This window comes from Aeromonas bestiarum (assembly GCF_000819745.1).
Lineage (GTDB): Bacteria > Pseudomonadota > Gammaproteobacteria > Enterobacterales > Aeromonadaceae > Aeromonas > Aeromonas bestiarum.
In genome coordinates this window covers 1-18252 of sequence record NZ_CDDA01000033.1, presented here as the reverse complement: position 1 = coordinate 18252, position 18252 = coordinate 1, and the positions used below count along the sequence as shown (strand labels likewise).

The window sequence follows — 18252 nt, the reverse complement described above, 5'->3', positions numbered from 1 at the left end:
GGGTAAAGTCCCTTCCCCGATATGGTGGCCCTGCTGCCGTGTCGGGCCGGCAGCCCGCCTTAACCGCACCTTGCTTCGCTTTCGAAGCAGCAAGTACTGGGCGCCGGCACATAGATGAGCGCGATCTACCATGACAACCGGCGTAGCAAATGCAACGGTCCGCGGTCGCGACCAGATCCACAATCGTCTTTGGAGAAGTAAATGGGACAGAAACCATCTTTGGTGGGCGGGGCATGCATCATTGCCGGCGTCTGTGTAGGAGCCGGCATGCTGGGCTTGCCGAGTGCCGGGGCGGGCGCCTGGACCATCTGGTCGGTGCTGGCCATCACCCTGACCATGGTGGTGATGACGGTTTCCGGCTGGATGCTGCTGGAGTCCTATCAGGGCTATCCGCTGCGCGTGTCGTTCGATACCGTCACCCGCGAACTGCTGGGGGACAAGGTCAACGTCCTCAACAACCTCACCGTCTACTTCGTCGGTGGCATACTGCTCTACGCCTACATCACCTCGGCCGGCCTCATCATAGATGGCATGACCGGCATCGGCAGCCACTGGGGCTCCATCCTGTTTACCCTGGGCTTCTCCGGCCTGGTGTGGCACTCCACCCGGGCGGTGGATCGCATCTCAGTGGTGCTGGTCATCGCCATGGGGCTGAGCTTCGTGTTCGGCATCTCGGGCCTGTCGCTCAACATCAAGCCGACCCTGCTGTTCGATACCCTGAGCCAGCACGCCAGCTATGCCCCCTATGCCCTGGCTATGCTGCCGGTGGCGCTCACCTCGTTCGGCTATCACCATTCGGTGTCGTCCATGCGCGCCTACTACGGTGAGGAGCGCCGCGCCCGTTACGCCATCCTCGGCGGCACTGCCATCGCGCTGCTGTTCTACCTCATCTGGCTGGTGAGCGTGTTCGGCAACCTGCCGCGCAGCGAGTTCGGACCCGTGGTGGCCCAGGGCGGCAACGTCGATGTGCTGCTCAAGGCGCTGGCCTCGGTGATAGAGTCGGAGGCCGTCTCCAGCGCCCTCAACCTCTTCTCCATGGCCGCCATCCTCTCCTCCTTTATCGGTGTGGGTCTGGGGGTGTTCGACTATCTGGCGGATCTGTTCAAGTTCGACAACGGCCGCGGTGGCCGCGCCAAGTCGTGGGCCGCCACCTTCCTGCCGCCGCTGCTGCTCTCCCTGCTGTTCCCGTTCGGCTTCCTGATGGCCATCGGCTACGCCGGTGCCGTGGCGACGCTCTGGACCTGCATCATACCCGCGCTGCTGGCCTGGAAGGTGCGCGCCGGCAAGGGTGAGCAAGGCGGCAAAGGTGACGGCTTCCGCGCGCCGGGCGGCCTGCCGATGATAGTGGGCGTCTTGCTGTTCGGGGTGCTGACCGCCCTCTTCCATCTGCTCAACATGGCGGGTCTGCTGCCCGTCTACATGGGCTAGTTTTTTGTCCTCACCCTATGACAAGGCGCCCGGGTGGCGCCTTGTTTTTTGCGCCATCCGGCGCAGGGAGCTGGAGGGACTATAGTCAGACAGATGACGTCGGCGGCCCACCGCACGCCCCCGGGCTGCGACCCCATGGCGCCACCTTCCGATCACTCCGTCCCCCACCAGACAGCTGCTGCCCGGCAGCACGGCCGCCATGGTAGTCAGGCCGCGCGTGATCTATCCAATCAACCGGGAGACAGACGTTATGTGCAAGCACATGTCCACCCTTGGAGCACTCGCGGCCATCACCCTGGCCGGCCTGGTGCAGGCCGAAGAGATGGCCGGCGCTGCGGCGATGACGGACGAGGCGATGATCACCAGCGCCATGGCGGCGGCCCCCACCAGGGTCGGTGCCGGCGCCACCATTGTCGCCATGGGCGCCGATGGCAAGATGCGTACCCTGCGGGAAGGCAGCAACGGTTTTACCTGCATGCCCGACAACCCCGCCACGCCGGGGCCGGACCCCATGTGCATGGATGCGGCGGCGATGGCCTGGGCTCACGCCTGGATCGGCCATCAGACCCCGCCCAAGGGCAAGATCGGCTTTATGTACATGCTCAAGGGTGGCACCGATGCCAGCAACACAGATCCTTACGCCACCCAGCCCACCACCAGCAATCACTGGTTGCAGACCGGGCCCCACGTGATGGTTGTCGGGGCGGATGACGCCTTCTACGATCAGTATCCGAAAGGTGCCGCTCCTGATACCTCGATACCCTATATCATGTGGTCTGGCACCCCCTATCAGCACCTGATGGCGCCGGTGGAGTAAGGCGTTCCGTGCAATGGGGTCGGTGCGGCTCGCCGCTGCCGATCATCAAAAGGCGCCTGTTGGCGCCTTTTGTATTGGACTGTCGCGGGAGAAGAAACCTCCTCTTTGATCGGCTGGCTCATGACGGCAGGAAGCGGGCATGGCATCTACTGCCGATAGCGGGCGGCCGTGATGAATTGGCCGAAGGTTTCGCACCAGACGATCACGCTGTCGTAGCGGGCCGGATCGATATTGGCGGGGAGCGGCACGATAAAGTTGTCGAAGGTTTTCACCGGCCCGACCCGCACCATCTGTGGCTTCAGGCGGGCAAAGTCCGCCTCGGTTTCGACAAATTCCGGCGACAGATAGAGCTGGTAGTCGGGCCCCGGCGCCAGTTTGCCCATCAGGCTGATGGCATCTGGCCCTATGCTCACCTGGCCTTCGCCCCAGTGCAGCCGGTCGCTCTCTTTCAGATCCCGGCGAAAGGTGCCGTTAAAGGTTGCCTGTTGCTGACTGGCCGCCACCTGTTCACTGCTCGGTGCGGCAGGCGCTATCAGGATCGGCAGGGCATAGATGCCGACGGCAAAGCCCGCCGCTCCCACCAACAGATGGGTGACCAGCAACAGGGCCAGGGTCTTGCGTTGCATAACGCCTCGGTCGTCGATTAATTGATGGTCATACCCTAACAGCGGCAGCTTCCCATGCCCATACCCGAACGCGGCAAGGTTCACTCTGTGGGGGGCCCCGCAGCCGGTGCCTGCATGGGGTTGTGGTGATCGGGCGAGCCTGTCGGTGGGCTGCCGGCACACAGGCGCTGGACTCAGGGCCTCCATCGCGGGGAGAATACCGGCAAGCTTTTTCATCACAGGGGAGACATGATGCTGATTATCTTCAGTGGTTTGCCGGGCAGCGGAAAGAGCACCATTGCGCGTGCCTTGGCCCAGCGGTTGGGGGCCGTCTATCTGCGCATCGATACCATAGAGCAGGCCATTCGTGACGCCGACCAGACAAACAAAGAGATGGGGCCCGCCGGGTATTTCGTTGCCTATGAGCTGGCCAGAGAGAACCTGAAAGTCGGGTCTACTGTCATTACCGATTCCGTTAACCCCATACAGCTTACCCGGGATGCTTACCACGACGTTGCCCTCTCGGTCGGGGTGCCCTGTCTCGATATCGAGGTCGTCTGCTCCAACCCTAGGCTGCACCGTGAACGGGTCGAGAACCGGACGGCCGATATTGCGGGGTTTGCATTGCCGGACTGGCAGGCGGTGCTCGACCGCGATTATGAACCCTGGGACAGGGAGCGCCTGATACTGGATAGCGCCACCCTGTCGGTAGCCCAGAGCGTGGAAAAGATTGTCGCCGCGTTGGCAAAGGATCTGTAGGTTCGATTAGCGCGGCGTAATCGGACGATCGAGAGGCTTCTGTTCCGGCTGTTGCCGTGAGTCAGGGGCGGTCAGCCGGAGAGGATATTCGGCTGGCTGATATGACGGAAGAGTTGATTTACGCGAACGTCCGATTACGCCTGATAGTTAATCGAACCTACGAGCTATATTCATAATTTTTTTCACTTGAAAATAGTACAAAAATATTGTCATTATTCCTTATGAATACTCTACAGGATTTTTATTATGAGTGGCAACGCAAGAAAATATTTGTACCTGTCTGAGAAGTGGCACTGTAAAACATGGGTCAGTGGAGGCGATATACCTATTAAGCTAGCCAGTACCTACTTAAGTAACAATCGTGAAGGGATCATGACTCCGGATGAAAACCTAATTCATCGATCAGAATTCCCCATTCCTGCATTGAAGATGTTTGGATTTGAGATGCACGATGTCAAGGGAGTGAACATGTCTGGTAATTATTATAACGGAATGAGAATACCAGATATCACTAATGGTATGTATTATAAAGAAGATGGTCTTATATTGTCGTTTTGTAATGTATTCGACCCTGAGATAGCAAAAAAATTAGGAAAGGTAGCTTGTGTTGAGATATTAGATATCAATAATCTAGCTAGGGTTATAAATAAACGACTTAAATGTAAGTCTATTGCAGGTAATTGTAAATATACACGAGGTCACGAAAGAGATCATTTTTTAAAATCCTTTGAGGATGCTTGGCAGCAAGAGTATCGATTATTTTGGAGGGCCAATCAAAATAGAACCGTTCGCTTGCCTTCTGGTCTTGCTAGAATTGTTGAACTCTAATTTATTAGAGTTTATTCAGATGTTATAGTATTTTTCATGACCCAATAGTTGTGCATGTTGTTGCAGCCTTACATTGTTTAATGTTTCATATTTATAACTAATTTATGTAAATAAACCAGAGTGAACTCATGAACTAATGTGGCGAAAAAAACCAGTGTAGTAGGGATAACGAATAAATAATTTCATGCAGTGCTTCCATGATATTTGCTCCTATAAAAAACGGCGCCTTACGGCGCCGTTTTTACTATCACTCAACCCAACCAAAATCACTGCAGCAGGGAGATATCCGCGACTTGCAGGAACAGGTTGCGCAGGTTGTTCAGCAGCGCCAGACGATTGGCCTTGAGGGCCTCGTCGTCGGCCATCACCATCACCTCGTTGAAGAAGGTGTCGACCGGCTCGCGCAGGGCGGCCAGACGGGTGAGGGCGGCCTGGTAGTCACCGGCGGCGAACAGCGGGGCCAGCTCGGATTGCAGTGCTGCAACCTGAGTGGCCAGCGCCTTCTCGGCGGCATCGACCAGCAGTTCCGGTTTGACGGCAGTCGGCAGCTCGCCTTCGACCTTGGCCAGGATGTTGCTTACGCGCTTGTTGGCGGCGGCCAGGGCCAGGGCGGCATCCAGACTGCGGAAGTGGCTGACGGCCTTGACGCGGCGATCGAAGTCCAGCGGACGGGTCGGGCGGCGGGCCAGCACGGCCAGCACCACATCGGCACCTATGCCTTCGTCCTGATAGGCGGCGCGGAAGCGGCCCAGCATGAAGTCGACCACGTCGGTGACGACGGTCTTGTTGGTCAGCTTGTCGCCGTAGACGCGTACTGCTTCTTCAACCAGTTCAACCAGATCCAGATCCAGCTGCTTCTCGGTCATGATGCGCAGGGCACCGATGGCGGCGCGACGCAGGGCGAAGGGATCCTTGTCGCCTTTGGGCAGCATGCCGATGCCGAAGATGCCGGCCAGGGTGTCGAGCTTGTCCGCCAGCGCCACGGCGCAGGCTTCCAGAGCGGACGGCAGGGCATCACCGGCGAAGCGCGGCATGTACTGCTCGTTCAGGGCCACGGCCACCACTTCGTCTTCGCCGTCGTGACGGGCGTAGTGCATCCCCATGACACCCTGGGTGCTGGCGAACTCGCCAACCATGTTGGTCATGAGATCACACTTGGAGAGCAGGCCGGCACGCTTGGCCTGAGCCACGTTGGCACCGATGCGCTCGGCGATGAAGCCGGCGACGGTCTCGATGCGTTCGACCTTGGCCTTGACTGTGCCGAGCTGTTGCTGGAACAGCACGGTTTCGAGGCGCGGCAGGCGGGAGGCCAGGCTCTGCTTCAGATCGGTCTTGAAGAAGAACTCGGCGTCAGAGAGACGGGGGCGAACCACCTTCTCGTTGCCGCTGATGATCTGGCTCGGGTCTTTCGACTCTATGTTGGTGACGAAGATGAACTTCGGCAGCAGCTTGCCGCTCTTGTCGTAGACCGGGAAGTACTTCTGGTCACCTTTCATGGTGTGCACCAGCGCCTCGGCGGGGACGGCCAGGAACTTCTCTTCAAAGTTGGCGGTCAGCACCACAGGCCATTCGACCAGTGCGGTGACCTCTTCCAGCAGGGCGTCGTCCAGATCGGCGACCCCACCGAAGGCGGCAGCGGCCGCTTCGGCGTCAGCCTTGATCTTGGCCTTGCGCGCCATAAAGTCGGCAACCACTTTGCCTTTTTCCAGCAGGATCTGCGGGTACTGGCTGGCGTTGTCGATAGTGAATTCACTTTCGCCCATGAAGCGGTGACCGCGGATGGTGCGGGCGGAATCGATCCCCAGGATGTGGGCAGGCACGAGATCGCCGTCCAGCAGCAGGGTCACGGTGAACACCGGACGCACGAACTGGATGGTCTTGTCGCCCCAGCGCATCATCTTGGGGATGGGCAGCTTGGCCAGAGCCTGGCTAACCAGTTCACCCAGCAGCTCGCGCGCCGGACGACCTTCGACCTTGGCGGTGTGAACCAGCCACTCCCCCTTGTCGGTGACCAGACGCTCGGCCTGTTCCACCGTGATGCCGTTGCCACGGGCCCAGCCTTCGGCGGCCTTGGTCGGCTTGCCGTCGGCATCGAACGCCTGGGAGACGGCCGGGCCGCGCTTCTCGACGCTCTTGCTCGGCTGCTCGCCAGCCAGCGCGTGTACTTTCAGCGCCAGACGACGCGGTGAGGCGAACCATTCGACGTCGCCGAAGGCCAGGTCGGCCTTGGTCAGCTCGGCCTTGAAGTTGTCGGCAAAGGCTTCGGCCAGGGAGCGCAGGGCTTTTGGCGGCAGCTCAGCTGTGCCGATCTCTACCAGAAATGTATGTTGTGCCATGTCCGTTCCTTAACCTTGCTTGTTCTCGGTGCGCTTGCACATGGGGAAGCCCAGCGCTTCGCGGGAGGCGTAGTAAGCCTCGGCCACGGCCTTGGTCAGGGTGCGAATGCGCAATATGTAGCGCTGACGCTCGGTGACCGAGATGGCCTTGCGGGCATCCAGCAGGTTGAAGGAGTGGGCGGCTTTCAGAATGCGCTCGTAGGCGGGCAGCGGCAGCGGCGTTTCCAGAGCCAGCAGGTGCTGGGCTTCCTTCTCGTACTGCTCGAAGCAGTGGAACAGGAAGTCCACGTCGGCGTGTTCGAAGTTGTAGGTGGACTGCTCCACTTCGTTCTGGTGGAAGACGTCGCCATAGGTGGTCTTGCCCAGCGGGCCATCGGACCAGACCAGGTCATAAACGCTGTCCACACCCTGGATGTACATGGCCAGACGCTCGAGACCATAGGTGATCTCGCCGGTGACCGGCTTGCACTCGAGGCCGCCAACCTGCTGGAAGTAGGTGAACTGAGTCACTTCCATGCCGTTGAGCCAGACTTCCCAGCCCAGACCCCAGGCACCCAGAGTCGGGTTTTCCCAGTTGTCTTCCACGAAGCGGATGTCGTGGATTTCGGGATCCATGCCCAGCTCTTTCAGCGAGCCGAGGTAGAGTTCCTGAATGTTGTCGGGGGAAGGCTTGATGATCACCTGGAACTGGTAGTAGTGCTGCAGGCGGTTCGGGTTTTCACCGTAGCGGCCGTCAGTCGGACGGCGGGACGGTTGCACGTAGGCGCAGGCGATGGGCTCCGGGCCCAGGGCGCGCAGGCAGGTCATGGGGTGGGAGGTACCGGCACCCACTTCCATATCCAGCGGCTGAATGATGGTACAGCCCTGGCGGGACCAATAGTCCTGCAGCTGCAGGATCAGGCCCTGAAAGGTTTTGACATCGAATTTTTGCATAGTGTTTTTCGCGCGAAGTGAAATCAGAGCAAGATTTGCTGAATGTGAACCGAAGGAGTATACCGTCTGGCATGGTCGGATAATAGGCGAAATTGTAGGGGATTCATGGGGCGGGGCTGCGCCGGGCCTGGTTGGCCCGGGATGGAAGCCCCATCATGTGGCCGATGAAATCCCCTTGTCGGACAGAGAGTCGGGCAGAGAAAAATAACAGGAGACGAAGAATGGAACTGCGCTGCGCCTGGGTGACCAGGGACCCGGAATATATCGAATACCATGACAAGCAGTGGGGGCGGCCGGTGCGTGACCCGCGCGAGTTGTTTGCCAAGCTCTGCCTCGATGGCCAGCAGGCGGGGCTCTCCTGGATCACCATTCTCAAGCGCACCGACAGCTATTACCGAGCCTATGCCGACTTCGATCCCAACCTCATCGTCCGGTTTGACGAGCAGGATGTGGAGCGGCTGATGCAGGACAAAGGCATCATCCGCAATCGCCTCAAGGTGCAGTCGATCATCAAAAACGCTCGCGCCTATCTGGTGCTGGAGGCGCAGGGCATCGACTTCGCGGATTACCTGTGGGGCTTCGTCGGCGGCGCTCCCATGGTCAATCAGCGGCAGGGAAACGGCGATATTCCTGCCACCTCGCCGGAGTCGGATGCCATGGCCAAGGCCCTCAAGAAGCTCGGCTTCACCTTCGTCGGCAGCACCATCTGCTACGCCTTCATGCAGGCGGTGGGCATGGTGAACGATCATCTGGTGACCTGCCCCTGCCACGGCGAGTGTCAGCAACCGGCCTGAGGCTGCTTATCGCCCGTGCCAGACGCCCGCCAAGGGCTATCGGTCACACCGAATGGCCTGGGGCTGTCGATCATCCTCTTTCTTGCGACCAATTCGGCTGCATTTGTAGCCGAATTTGGCCTGCCAAGCGCCGCTGGTGCGCAAAAAATGCCCACTCTCGCCAACCGTTCAGACCTGCGTCAGACAATGGCGTGGTGGCGCGTTACAATCCGGCCCCCGGCATGGTGCCGGACTGTATTCATAGAGGTTTTTTCATGCGAGCCAAGATCCTGGTGCCAGCTCTGGCACTGACCATTGCCCTGACCGGCTGTACTACCAATCCCTATACCGGTGAATCCCAGACCTCCAAGGGTGCCTGGGGGGCGCTGGCCGGCGCCGCGACGGGCGCCGCCGTGGGCGCGCTCTCCTCCAGCAAGGGTGATCGCAAGAAGGGGATCCTGACTGGCGTGGCCGCCGGTGCCGCCCTGGGTGGCGGTATCGGTTACTACATGGACGTGCAGGAAGCCAAGCTGCGCGAGAAGCTGCAGGGCACTGGCGTCAGCGTGACCCGCAATGGCGACGAGCTGATCCTCAACATGCCGAACAACGTCACCTTCGACAGCTCCAGCGCCCAGCTGAAAGCGGCCGGTGCCAATACCCTGTCCGGCGTGGCCATGGTGGTTGCCGAGTTCGACAAGACCCGCCTGAACGTGGTCGGCCACACCGACAGCACAGGCTCCCGCGATCTGAACATGAAGCTCTCCGCCCAGCGTGCCGATGCCGTTGCCGCCCAGCTGATCGGTCAGGGCGTGACCGGCAGCCGCATCGCCACTAGCGGTGTGGGCCCGGATCAACCGGTTGCCAGCAACAGCACCACCGCCGGCAAGGCCCAGAACCGTCGCGTGACCATTACCCTGACCCCGACTGCCTAAGTCGTCCGGTTTCCGGTAACAAAAAGGCCCCGCCAGTGATGGCGGGGCCTTTTTATTGGAGCCGTTGCGAGCAATGGCGCCTTGTTCTTTGCACCCTTCTCCCCTTGCGGGAGAAGGGCTGGGGATGAGGGGGAAAACAGCCTCTTAGACGGCCGCAGTCAGCTGGATTTCCACCTTGTAGCCTTCGTGGGCCAGGCGGGCCTGTACGCAGGCCCGGACGGGGGCTGTGTCGGCATCAGGGGAGCCGGGCATCCCGCTCGGCTTAGACGGCCGCAGTCAGCTGGATTTCCACCTTGTAGCCTTCGTGGGCCAGGCGAGCCTGTAAGCAGGCCCGGACAGGCGCCGTACCCGCCGGGATCCAGGCATCCCACAGCTCGTTGAAGGCGGCAATGTCCGCAATGTCCTTGAGATAGATGTTGGCCATCAGGATCTTGTCGACCCCGGAGCCGTTGGCTTCCAGCAGGCGCTGCAGGCTGGTCAGCACTTCGCGGGTCTGCTGGTGAATATCGGCCTCTTCGCTGACGGGGACTTCCACCACATAGAGGGTGCCGTTGTGAATGACCACGTCTGACCAACGCTGGGTGGTGCCGACTCGGGTAATGGTTGTCATGTTTGCTCCGAAACTGGGCTTATTGACCCTTGCGGATCAGATAGCGGTAGGGGGCCTGCTCTGTCTCGCTGGCGATCAGGGTGTGATCCATGAAGCGGCAGAAGCTGGGGATGTCGCGGGTGGTTGAGGGATCGTCGGCGCTGACCAGCAGGGTCTCGCCCTGGGCCATCAGCCGCACTTTTTTACGCACCATCATCACGGGTTCCGGGCAACGAAGCCCGATTGCATCCAACTCGTGAGTCGCATTGCAGAATAAAGTAGTCATTAATAATCAACCTTCAGCCGCACTTTCTTGCGCGCTATCGTCACGGGTTCGGGATAACGAAGCCCGATTGCGTCCAACTCATGGGTTGCATCGCAGAATAAAGCACTCATCAATAATCAACCTTCAACCAATTCAGCTGCCAATGATACTCACGGCGAAAAAATAATCAAATAACTGGGGCTGGAAGCAGCATATGTAACCAAAGTGTTATCTGGCCCTATCTAGTCCCCGTCTTGTGAGTAATATAAAAATTGAACCATATTCAACAAGGAGGTGTGAATATGCAGGTCTCCTACGGCAGATTGCAAGCCTACGCAGGCATGGGGTTCTTGGCTTTCGCCATGATAGTGATGGGCAGCCCGATCGGTAACACAGGCACCTGGTTCGGTTCCATGGTGATGATCGGACTGGGGCTCTGGATCGAGCTCAGCGATTACTACGACGAAGATGAGGACGAGAACGACAACACTTAGCTCCCGGATTTCTCCCACGATGACAAAGGCGGATGCATCATCCGCCTTTGTCGTTTCTGGCCGTCGGGAAAGGGCTAGCGGGTCGAGCGCATGGCCCGCTCCAGATGCAGTGCCGTCTGCTCCGGGTTGGCCCTGGGGTCGTTGAAGAAGTTGCTCAGCACATCCATGATCGCCTGGCGCATGTTGGTCGGTGTCGCCATCCCTTCCGCCATGCTGGGCAGCAGGTTGCCCTCTCGCTCCGCCAGCAGGAAATCCTGGTAGGAGCGCAGGGCGCAGCGATCGAACTTGCTCATGTCCGGTTTGGTGAGGGCGGGGATCGAGCCCTTCACCCGGTTGAACTCCTGCTGGAAGCGCGGTGTCATCAGCAGCTGGGCCAGCTCGCCTTGTGCCTGCAACTGGGCGGGATCCCGCTGCTTGAACATGGCGATGGAGTCCAGGTTGTAGCTGAACAGCCCCTCACTGCCCGGGCTGGGCAGGCACTCAATATCTTCACCCGGCCTGTAGTTGCTGACGCTCAGCTCCCCCTTCACCCAGTCCCCCATCAGCTGCATGGCGGCCTCGCCCGTCTCCAGCTGGTTGGTGGCCTGGTGCCACTTCAAGCCGATGAAGCTCTTGGGCACATAGGCGCGCAACTGCTGGAAGCGGGTCAGCACCCGCACCATGTCGGGGCCGGTCAGGGTGGCGCCGTCCAGCTCGACGAAGGCCTTGCGATAGAAATCCTTGCCTCCTTCGCCCAGCGCCACCGTTTCGAACAACACCGCCAGCTGCCAGGGCTCGTTGCCGATGGCGAGCGGTGTGATGTTCTGTGCCTTGAGCCGTTCCGCCACGGCCACGAACTGGTTCCAGTCGGTGGGCGGGGTCAGCCCCAGCTTGTCGAACAGCTTGCGGTTGAGCCACAGCCAGTTGACGCGGTGGATGCCGGTGGGCACCGCCATCAGGGCGCCATTCTGGCTGAGGGTCTCCCGCACCATGGCGGGCAGCTGTGGATACCAGCCCAGGTGTTCGGCCATGGGGGTGAGATCGCGCAGGAAGCCGAGCCCGGCCCACTCCCTCAGCTCATAGCCCTTGAGGTGCGCCGCTTCCGGTGGGTTGGCCGCCAGCGCCCGGCTCTTGAGTACTGTCATGGCGCTCTTGCCGCCGCCGCCCTGCACCGCGAAATCGTTCCACTGGTTGCCCTGTTCGGTCCACTCGGACTTGAGCACTTCCACCGCCTTGGCCTCACCGCCGGAGGTCCACCAGTGCAGCACCTCCACCTGGGAGGCGCCTACAGGCAGGGAGAGCAGGGCGACAATGGCAAACGGGAACAACTTCATACAGTGACTGCCTTGATTGAAGGAGAGTGACCGGCGCCGACCGCACGCCACCCGTGCAGCCCCCCGACGCGCAGGGAAGCCTCGATCGGCAGAGACAACAGGGCGATGACAGAAAAAGACAACCACTTCATAAGGTTACTGCCTTGGTAGGGAGAGGGTGGCCTGCAGGCCGCCCTGCGGGCGATTTTCCAGCACCAGATCGCCGCCGTGGGCGTGGGCTATGTTGCGGGCTATGCCCAGGCCAAGGCCGGTACCGGCCAGATCCGTGCTGAGCCGGTAGTAGGGCTCGAAGATGCGCTCGAACTGATCGTCCGGCAGGCCGGGGCCCTCATCCATGATGAAGAGGATCAGCATCTCTTCGTCGTCCATGATGATGATGCGCACCTTCTGGCCGTACTTGATGCCGTTGTCCACCAGGTTGCCGATGCAGCGCTTGAGCGCCAGCGGCTTGCCACGGTAGAGCTGCTTGCAGTGGCCCTCTATGGTCAGCCGTTCGTCATGCAGGTTCATGGACTCGGCCATCTGCTCCAGCATGGCGTCTATGTCCAGCTGCTCTATGTTCTCGTGGATGTCGGTGTCTTTCACCGTCTGCAGCGCCCCTTTGACCATCAGCTCCAGCTCGTCCAGGTCCTTGTTGAACTTGCCGATCTGCACCTCGTCATCGAGCAGCTCGACCCGCAGCCGCAGCCGGGTGATGGGGGTCTTGAGATCGTGGGAGATGGAGCTGAACAGCCGCTCCCTGTCGTCGATATAACGGCGGATGCGGTGCTGCATGATGTTGAAAGCGCGGGTGGCCGCCACGATTTCTGACGCCCCTTCCTCTTTCAGCGAAGGTTGGTCTATATCCTTGCCGAGATTGACCGCCGCCTTGGCGAGCCGGCGCAGCGGGCGGGTCTGCCAGCGCACCAGCAGGAAGGTGAAGAAGCAGAGGAAGACAGTCATCAGGGCGATGAAACGCACCTGGTTGCTCGGCATCACAGTATCGTCGAGCGTCATGTAGGGAGCGGGCAGCAGGGCCGCCAGATAGAGCCATTCACCCGGCTCTATCTCTATCTGGGTCACCAGCACGGGAGGATTGAGCGGCTCCAGCGACAGGGTATAGCGGGCCCAGGAGGAGGGCAGATCCGCCAGCAGGGTGTCGTTGTTGAAGACGTGCAGCTCTTCGGGCCGCGAGAAGTCCACCTTGATGGCCATGGCATCGGAGAGCTTGCGGGTCAGCACGCCCTGCACCTCTTTGAGCACCAGCGTCTTGCGCTCGCTCTCCGGGATGGCGCTGATGTGGATCTCCTCCTCGTTCAGTGAGACGAAGAAGCGGCTGCCGCCCATGTTGCGCAGTTGGTCCAGCGCGATATGGCGGTACTGCAGCGGCAGCGATTTGAAGAAGTTGACGGTGGAGGCGGCCGACAGCGCCAGGTTGCGGGTGGTGCTGAGCATGCCCTCCAGCTCCCGCTTCTGGATCTGTTGCATCCAGATGCCGGTAAGTATGGTCTGGGAGAGCAGGATGGCGAGCAGCAACAACAGCAGCATCCGCGACAACAGGGAGCGGGGTACCAGCGCCCGCCAGAACCACCTCGTTCTCATGGGATCTCGTGCCTTTGGTCAATCAGCATGCCATCGCTACCTTTTTACCCATCATGGGATCTCGTGTACCTCGGCAATCAGCATGTAGCCGCTGCCGCGAATGGTCTTGATGATCCGAGGGCTCTTGCCGTTGTCACCCAGCTTCTGGCGCAGACGGCTGATCTGTACGTCTATGCCGCGCTCCATCGGCAGGCTCTCGCGGCCGCGGGTCGCGTCCGAGATGGTGTCTCTGTCCAGCACCACGCCGGGTTGCTGCAGAAACATGCCGAGCAGCAGGGCGTCGCTGCCGGAGAGATCCAGCAGGCTGCCATCCTCGTGAGTCAGCTGGTGGCTCAGGGTGTCCAGGGTCCATTCGGCAAAACGCAGCCGGCGGCTCGGTTCTTTCTCTTTTTCCGGCTGGCGGAATTCGGCGCGGCGCAGCAGCGCCTTGATGCGGGCCTGCAGTTCGCGCGGGCTGAATGGCTTGGCGATGTAGTCGTCGGCGCCGAGTTCGAGGCCGATCACCCGGTCCGCTTCATCGGAGGCGGCGGTCAGCATTATGATGGGCACCTGGGAGTCGCGACGGATCTGCTGGCAGAGGGTAAAACCGTCGTCGCCTGGCATCATGATATCGAGAATAATCAGGTCAGGGCTGTGCAGGGCGAGCTGCTGGCGCATCTCGTTTCCTTCCGCCGCCGTCAATACCTGGAAACCCGCCCTGGTCAGGTATTCATTGAGCAGCTCGCGGATCTCTTGGTCGTCGTCGACGATCAGCAGTTGTTTGCTCGTTGACATATGTATGTGCATCCACCCATTTTTTTGTGCAGATTGAACCTGTCGGGGGAGTAAAAAGCAAGCAAGCCCCCCATCTAATGTGAGGTTATGGGCAATATCCTCCCATATCGCGTCCCGTAAATAAAAAAGGCCGACCCAAACGGGGCGGCCAACACGCAGATTCCGACGACAGGCGATCACCCCGTGTGGCGATCTCCACAGACTCGATGACGGGCCGGCAAGGCCGACCCCAAAAGAGACAATTCTGGCTCGCCCTCGCTGTCGAAGGGAGGGCGAGCCCTTGACATCACACCCGTTCGAACACGGTGGCTATGCCCTGGCCCAGACCTATGCACATGGTGGCCAGACCCAGGGTGGCGTCCTTCTCCTCCATCAGGTGGATCAGGGTGGTGGAGATGCGGGAGCCGGAGCAGCCCAGCGGGTGGCCCAGCGCGATGGCGCCGCCGTTCAGGTTGACCTTCTCTTCCGCTACGTCCAGCAGTCCCAGGTCCTTGACGCAGGGCAGGGACTGGGCGGCGAACGCCTCGTTCAGCTCGACCAGATCTATGTCGCCTATGGTCAGGCCGGCACGCTTGAGCGCCTTCTGGGTGGCGGGCACAGGGCCGTAACCCATGATGGCGGCATCGCAACCGGCCACGGCCATGGAGCGTACCCTGACGCGCGGGGTCAACCCCAGCGCCTTGGCCCGATCCGCGCTCATCACCAGCATGGCGGAGGCGCCGTCGGACAGGGCCGATGAGGTACCGGCGGTGACTGTGCCGTTGACCGGGTCGAACACTGGGCGCAGCTGGCTCAGGGTTTCGACCGTGGTCTCCGGGCGGATCACCTCGTCGTAGTCGTAGAAGAAGCGGGCGCCGCTGGCGTCATGCCCTTCCAGCCCGACGATCTCTCTGGCGAAGCGTCCTTCCACGGTCGCGGCATAGGCGCGGCGGTGGGAGCGGGCGGCAAACTCGTCCTGCTGCTGGCGGCTGATGCCGTGCAGCTTGCCCAGCATCTCGGCGGTCAGCCCCATCATGCCGGAGGCCTTGGCTACCGACTTGGCCATGCCGGGGTGGAAGTCGACGCCGTGGCTCATGGGCACATGGCCCATGTGCTCGACGCCGCCGATGATGAAGATGTCCCCATCACCCACCTGGATGGCGCGGGAGGCATCGTGCAGCGCCTGCATGGAGGAGCCACACAGACGGTTGACGGTGACCGCCCCCACCTGCTTGGGGATCCCCGCCAGCAGGGCGGCGTTGCGGGCTATGTTGAAGCCCTGTTCCAGGGTCTGCTGCACGCAGCCCCAGTAGATGTCCTCGATCTCGTTCGGGTCCAGGTTGGGGTTGCGCAGCAGGATGGAGCTCATCAGGTGCGCGGACAGATCTTCTGCACGCACGTTGCGGAAGGCGCCGCCCTTGGACCGGCCCATGGGGGTCCGGATACAGTCGACAATGACTACGTCTTTCATGAATGGATCTCCTTTCCGCAATCAGTAGAAGGTTTTGCCCTGGGCGGCCATCTCACGCAGCTTGTCGCTGACGCGGTAGAGCGGGCCCAGATCGGCATACTGGTCGGCCATGGCCACGTAACGATCCAGACCTATGGTGTCCAGATAGCGGAACACGCCACCACGGAAGGGAGGGAAGCCCAGACCATAGACCAGCGCTATGTCGGCCTCGGCCGGCGTGGCGACTATGGCCTCTTCCAGACAGAGCACCACCTCGTTGATCATCGGGATCATCATGCGGGCTATGATGGCTTCCTTGTCGAAATCCTGTTTCGGCTTGGCAATGGGGGCCAGCAGCTCGTAAGCGGCCACATCGGCCACCTTCTTCGGCTTGCCCTTCTTGTCCTGCTCGTAGGCGTAGAAGCCCTTGCCATTCTTCTGACCGAAGCGGCTGGCGTCGTACATCACATCGATGGCGGTGCGACCTTCCTTGCTCATGCGCGCCGGGAAGCCCTGCGCCATGACGTCACCGGCATGGTGACCTGTGTCGATGCCGACCACGTCCAGCAGGTAGGCCGGGCCCATGGGCCAGCCGAACTCTTTCTCCATCACCTTGTCGACGGCGGCGAAGTCGGCGCCATCGGCGACCAGCTTGTTGAAGCCGAAGAAGTAGGGGAACAGCACCCGGTTGACGAAGAAGCCCGGGCAGTCGTTGACCACCACCGGCGACTTGCCCATGGCGGCGGCGTAGGCCACCACGCGGTTGATGGTTTCATCGGAGGTCTGCTCGCCACGGATGATCTCCACCAGCGGCATGCGGTGCACCGGGTTGAAGAAGTGCATGCCGCAGAAGTTCTGCGGACGCTTCAGCCCCTTGGCCAGCAGGGAGATGGGGATGGTGGAGGTATTGCTGGCGAGGACGGCGTCGTCACCGATAATGCCTTCCACTTCGCCCAGCACGGCGGCCTTCACCTTGGGATTCTCGACCACGGCTTCAACTACCAGATCCACGTGCTTGACGCTGTCATAGCTCAGGGTCGGGGTGATGGCGGAGAGCACCTGGCCCATCTTGATGCCATCGATGCGGCCCTTCTCGAGCTGACCGTTGAGCAGCTTGGTGGCTTCGCCCATGCCGAGCGCCAGCGCCTTCTCGTTGATGTCCTTCATCACTGCCGGAATGCCCTTGCTGGCAGACTGGTAGGCGATGCCGCCACCCATGATGCCGGCACCCAGCACGGCGGCGTGGCTTGTGGCCTTGGCTGCCTGCTTGGCGGCCTTCTTGGCCAGCGCCTTGATGTGCTGATCGTTGAGGAAGATACCGACCAGCGCCTTGGCTACGTCTGTCTTGGCCAGCTTGATAAAGCCCTGTGCCTCGACGACGAGCGCCTCGTCACGGCTCATGCCGGCGGCGGCTTCGACGGTTTTCACCGCCGTCATGGGGGCTGGATAGTGTTTGCCCGCCACGGCGGCAACCATGCCGGCGGCGGTGCTGAAGCTCATCATGGCTTCCAGCTTGGAGAGACGCAGCGGGGCCTTCTTGGCGGCGCGGCGGCTCTGCCAGTTCAGCTTGCCCGCGATGGCGTCTTTCATCATCTGCACGGCGGCGCTGTGCAGTGCCTCGGGCGCGACCACGGCATCGACGGCACCCACCTTGAGGGCGTCATCGGCACGGTAATCCTTGCCTGTGGTGATCCACTCCAGCGCGTTGTCGGCGCCGATCAGGCGCGGCAGACGAACCGTGCCGCCAAAGCCCGGCATGATGCCGAGTTTGGTTTCCGGCAGGCCAATCTTGGCGCTGGTGTCGGCCAGACGAAAATCGGTGGAGAGTATGGTCTCGCAACCGCCGCCCAGAGCGTGGCCCTTGATGGCACAGAGGGTCGGTACCGGCAGATCTTCGATGGCGCTGAAGATGTCGTTGGCCTTTTTCAGCCAGCCGAGCAGCTCTTCTTGCGGCAGATCGAACAGTTCCAGGAATTCGGTAATGTCGGCGCCGACGATAAAGGCGTCTTTGCCGGAGGTGAGGATCAGACCTTTTAGTTCACGTTCTTGTTTTAATGCGGCGATCGCTTCGCTCAGTGAGAGCAGGGTAGCGCGATCCAGCTTGTTGACTGAACCCGGGGCATCAAACCTCAGTTCGGCAATGCCGTGTTCGAGGTAGCTGACCGACAGGGTTTCGCCTTGGTAGATCATGAGAGTGTCTCCTTGTTCCCACTCGGTGGGGGGTGTTGCTCCTTTATCCCCAGCAGGGGGCGAGGCTCACTATTGATCCAAAAGAAGACAATTTCAACACCTATTTAAAACATTTGTTTAACAGATCTCGAGTAAAAGCTCGCCTCAGACTAACAGCCAAAATAAAGGCGTCTCATGACGCCTTTATTAAGGCTATGTCCCAATTA

The 18252-nt window shown here is 60.6% G+C and carries 18 protein-coding genes; 7 read left to right on the top strand and 11 right to left on the bottom strand.

Annotated features, from left to right (window positions below; translation table 11 throughout):
- The first annotated feature begins 201 nt into the window (after positions 1-201).
- Both BN1118_RS17420 and BN1118_RS17415 read left to right on the top strand, forming a co-directional pair.
- Complete coding sequence (locus BN1118_RS17420; RefSeq protein ID WP_043135835.1) at positions 202-1428, top strand: aromatic amino acid transporter; 1227 nt, start codon at positions 202-204, stop codon at positions 1426-1428.
- Between the two features lie 262 nt (positions 1429-1690).
- The gene (locus tag BN1118_RS17415) at positions 1691-2245 is read left to right on the top strand and encodes a hypothetical protein (RefSeq protein ID WP_043135890.1); all 555 of its coding nucleotides are present in this window, start codon (positions 1691-1693) and stop codon (positions 2243-2245) included.
- Between the two features lie 146 nt (positions 2246-2391).
- On the opposite strand, the gene BN1118_RS17410 is transcribed toward BN1118_RS17415, so the two are convergent.
- A complete protein-coding gene (locus BN1118_RS17410) occupies positions 2392-2871 on the bottom strand; it encodes a DM13 domain-containing protein (protein ID WP_043557273.1) in 480 nt (159 codons plus the stop codon).
- 231 nt (positions 2872-3102) lie between these two features.
- Between BN1118_RS17410 and BN1118_RS17405 the strand changes: the two genes are divergently transcribed.
- Positions 3103-3609, top strand: coding sequence for an AAA family ATPase (locus tag BN1118_RS17405; RefSeq protein ID WP_043557272.1), 507 nt, complete (start codon positions 3103-3105; stop codon positions 3607-3609).
- A 246-nt stretch (positions 3610-3855) separates the two neighbouring features.
- Positions 3856-4437, top strand: a complete 582-nt coding sequence (locus BN1118_RS21365; RefSeq protein WP_084214187.1) for a hypothetical protein — start codon at positions 3856-3858, stop codon at positions 4435-4437.
- Positions 4438-4703: 266 nt separating this feature from the next.
- On the opposite strand, the gene glyS is transcribed toward BN1118_RS21365, so the two are convergent.
- Positions 4704-6773, bottom strand: a complete 2070-nt coding sequence (glyS, locus tag BN1118_RS17400) for a glycine--tRNA ligase subunit beta (RefSeq protein WP_043557271.1) — start codon at positions 6771-6773, stop codon at positions 4704-4706.
- A gap of 9 nt (positions 6774-6782) precedes the next feature.
- A complete protein-coding gene (glyQ, locus tag BN1118_RS17395) occupies positions 6783-7706 on the bottom strand; it encodes a glycine--tRNA ligase subunit alpha (protein ID WP_005320598.1) in 924 nt (307 codons plus the stop codon).
- A gap of 221 nt (positions 7707-7927) precedes the next feature.
- Between glyQ and BN1118_RS17390 the strand changes: the two genes are divergently transcribed.
- Complete coding sequence (locus tag BN1118_RS17390) at positions 7928-8500, top strand: DNA-3-methyladenine glycosylase I (RefSeq protein WP_043557270.1); 573 nt, start codon at positions 7928-7930, stop codon at positions 8498-8500.
- Positions 8501-8754: 254 nt separating this feature from the next.
- Entirely contained in the window at positions 8755-9411 is a 657-nt protein-coding gene (locus BN1118_RS17385; protein WP_043135845.1) for an OmpA family lipoprotein, read from the top strand.
- Positions 9412-9555: 144 nt separating this feature from the next.
- On the opposite strand, the gene BN1118_RS17380 is transcribed toward BN1118_RS17385, so the two are convergent.
- From BN1118_RS17380 to tusA, 3 genes are read right to left on the bottom strand one after another with little or no spacing between them, the layout of a single operon-like run.
- Complete coding sequence (locus tag BN1118_RS17380) at positions 9556-9663, bottom strand: RidA family protein (protein WP_043557269.1); 108 nt, start codon at positions 9661-9663, stop codon at positions 9556-9558.
- Between the two features lie 10 nt (positions 9664-9673).
- Positions 9674-10021, bottom strand: a complete 348-nt coding sequence (locus BN1118_RS17375) for a RidA family protein (protein ID WP_043557268.1) — start codon at positions 10019-10021, stop codon at positions 9674-9676.
- Positions 10022-10040: 19 nt separating this feature from the next.
- Positions 10041-10286: a sulfurtransferase TusA gene (tusA, locus tag BN1118_RS17370; RefSeq protein ID WP_043135850.1), complete on the bottom strand. Its 246-nt coding sequence runs from the start codon at positions 10284-10286 to the stop codon at positions 10041-10043.
- A 281-nt stretch (positions 10287-10567) separates the two neighbouring features.
- Between tusA and BN1118_RS17365 the strand changes: the two genes are divergently transcribed.
- On the top strand, positions 10568-10759 hold the full coding sequence (locus tag BN1118_RS17365; RefSeq protein WP_042036104.1) for a hypothetical protein: 192 nt from the start codon (positions 10568-10570) through the stop codon (positions 10757-10759).
- 74 nt (positions 10760-10833) lie between these two features.
- Here BN1118_RS17365 and BN1118_RS17360 read toward each other — a convergent pair whose 3' ends face one another.
- From BN1118_RS17360 to fadB, 5 genes are all read right to left on the bottom strand, one after another.
- A complete protein-coding gene (locus BN1118_RS17360) occupies positions 10834-12072 on the bottom strand; it encodes an ABC transporter substrate-binding protein (RefSeq protein WP_043557267.1) in 1239 nt (412 codons plus the stop codon).
- Positions 12073-12207: 135 nt separating this feature from the next.
- Positions 12208-13653, bottom strand: a complete 1446-nt coding sequence (locus tag BN1118_RS17355; RefSeq protein ID WP_042867408.1) for an ATP-binding protein — start codon at positions 13651-13653, stop codon at positions 12208-12210.
- A 51-nt stretch (positions 13654-13704) separates the two neighbouring features.
- Positions 13705-14427: a response regulator gene (locus BN1118_RS17350; protein ID WP_042867409.1), complete on the bottom strand. Its 723-nt coding sequence runs from the start codon at positions 14425-14427 to the stop codon at positions 13705-13707.
- Between the two features lie 286 nt (positions 14428-14713).
- Positions 14714-15877, bottom strand: a complete 1164-nt coding sequence (gene fadA / locus BN1118_RS17345) for an acetyl-CoA C-acyltransferase FadA (RefSeq protein WP_042867410.1) — start codon at positions 15875-15877, stop codon at positions 14714-14716.
- Positions 15878-15898: 21 nt separating this feature from the next.
- Positions 15899-18046: a fatty acid oxidation complex subunit alpha FadB gene (gene fadB / locus BN1118_RS17340; RefSeq protein ID WP_043557266.1), complete on the bottom strand. Its 2148-nt coding sequence runs from the start codon at positions 18044-18046 to the stop codon at positions 15899-15901.
- Positions 18047-18252 lie beyond the last annotated feature (206 nt).

Bases quoted from the DNA above. Each gene is read 5' to 3' on its own strand.
- BN1118_RS17350 (WP_042867409.1), bottom strand. From the start codon at position 14,427: ATGTCAACGAGCAAACAACTGCTGATCGTCGACGACGACCAAGAGATC.
- BN1118_RS17365 (WP_042036104.1), top strand. From the start codon at position 10,568: ATGCAGGTCTCCTACGGCAGATTGCAAGCCTACGCAGGCATGGGGTTC.
- glyQ (WP_005320598.1), bottom strand. From the start codon at position 7,706: ATGCAAAAATTCGATGTCAAAACCTTTCAGGGCCTGATCCTGCAGCTG.
- BN1118_RS17390 (WP_043557270.1), top strand. From the start codon at position 7,928: ATGGAACTGCGCTGCGCCTGGGTGACCAGGGACCCGGAATATATCGAA.
- BN1118_RS17375 (WP_043557268.1), bottom strand. From the start codon at position 10,021: ATGACAACCATTACCCGAGTCGGCACCACCCAGCGTTGGTCAGACGTG.
- BN1118_RS21365 (WP_084214187.1), top strand. From the start codon at position 3,856: ATGAGTGGCAACGCAAGAAAATATTTGTACCTGTCTGAGAAGTGGCAC.
- fadB (WP_043557266.1), bottom strand. From the start codon at position 18,046: ATGATCTACCAAGGCGAAACCCTGTCGGTCAGCTACCTCGAACACGGC.
- glyS (WP_043557271.1), bottom strand. From the start codon at position 6,773: ATGGCACAACATACATTTCTGGTAGAGATCGGCACAGCTGAGCTGCCG.
- BN1118_RS17380 (WP_043557269.1), bottom strand. From the start codon at position 9,663: ATGCCCGGCTCCCCTGATGCCGACACAGCCCCCGTCCGGGCCTGCGTA.
- fadA (WP_042867410.1), bottom strand. From the start codon at position 15,877: ATGAAAGACGTAGTCATTGTCGACTGTATCCGGACCCCCATGGGCCGG.
- BN1118_RS17410 (WP_043557273.1), bottom strand. From the start codon at position 2,871: ATGCAACGCAAGACCCTGGCCCTGTTGCTGGTCACCCATCTGTTGGTG.
- BN1118_RS17415 (WP_043135890.1), top strand. From the start codon at position 1,691: ATGTCCACCCTTGGAGCACTCGCGGCCATCACCCTGGCCGGCCTGGTG.
- BN1118_RS17355 (WP_042867408.1), bottom strand. From the start codon at position 13,653: ATGAGAACGAGGTGGTTCTGGCGGGCGCTGGTACCCCGCTCCCTGTTG.
- BN1118_RS17405 (WP_043557272.1), top strand. From the start codon at position 3,103: ATGCTGATTATCTTCAGTGGTTTGCCGGGCAGCGGAAAGAGCACCATT.
- tusA (WP_043135850.1), bottom strand. From the start codon at position 10,286: ATGACTACTTTATTCTGCAATGCGACTCACGAGTTGGATGCAATCGGG.
- BN1118_RS17385 (WP_043135845.1), top strand. From the start codon at position 8,755: ATGCGAGCCAAGATCCTGGTGCCAGCTCTGGCACTGACCATTGCCCTG.
- BN1118_RS17360 (WP_043557267.1), bottom strand. From the start codon at position 12,072: ATGAAGTTGTTCCCGTTTGCCATTGTCGCCCTGCTCTCCCTGCCTGTA.
- BN1118_RS17420 (WP_043135835.1), top strand. From the start codon at position 202: ATGGGACAGAAACCATCTTTGGTGGGCGGGGCATGCATCATTGCCGGC.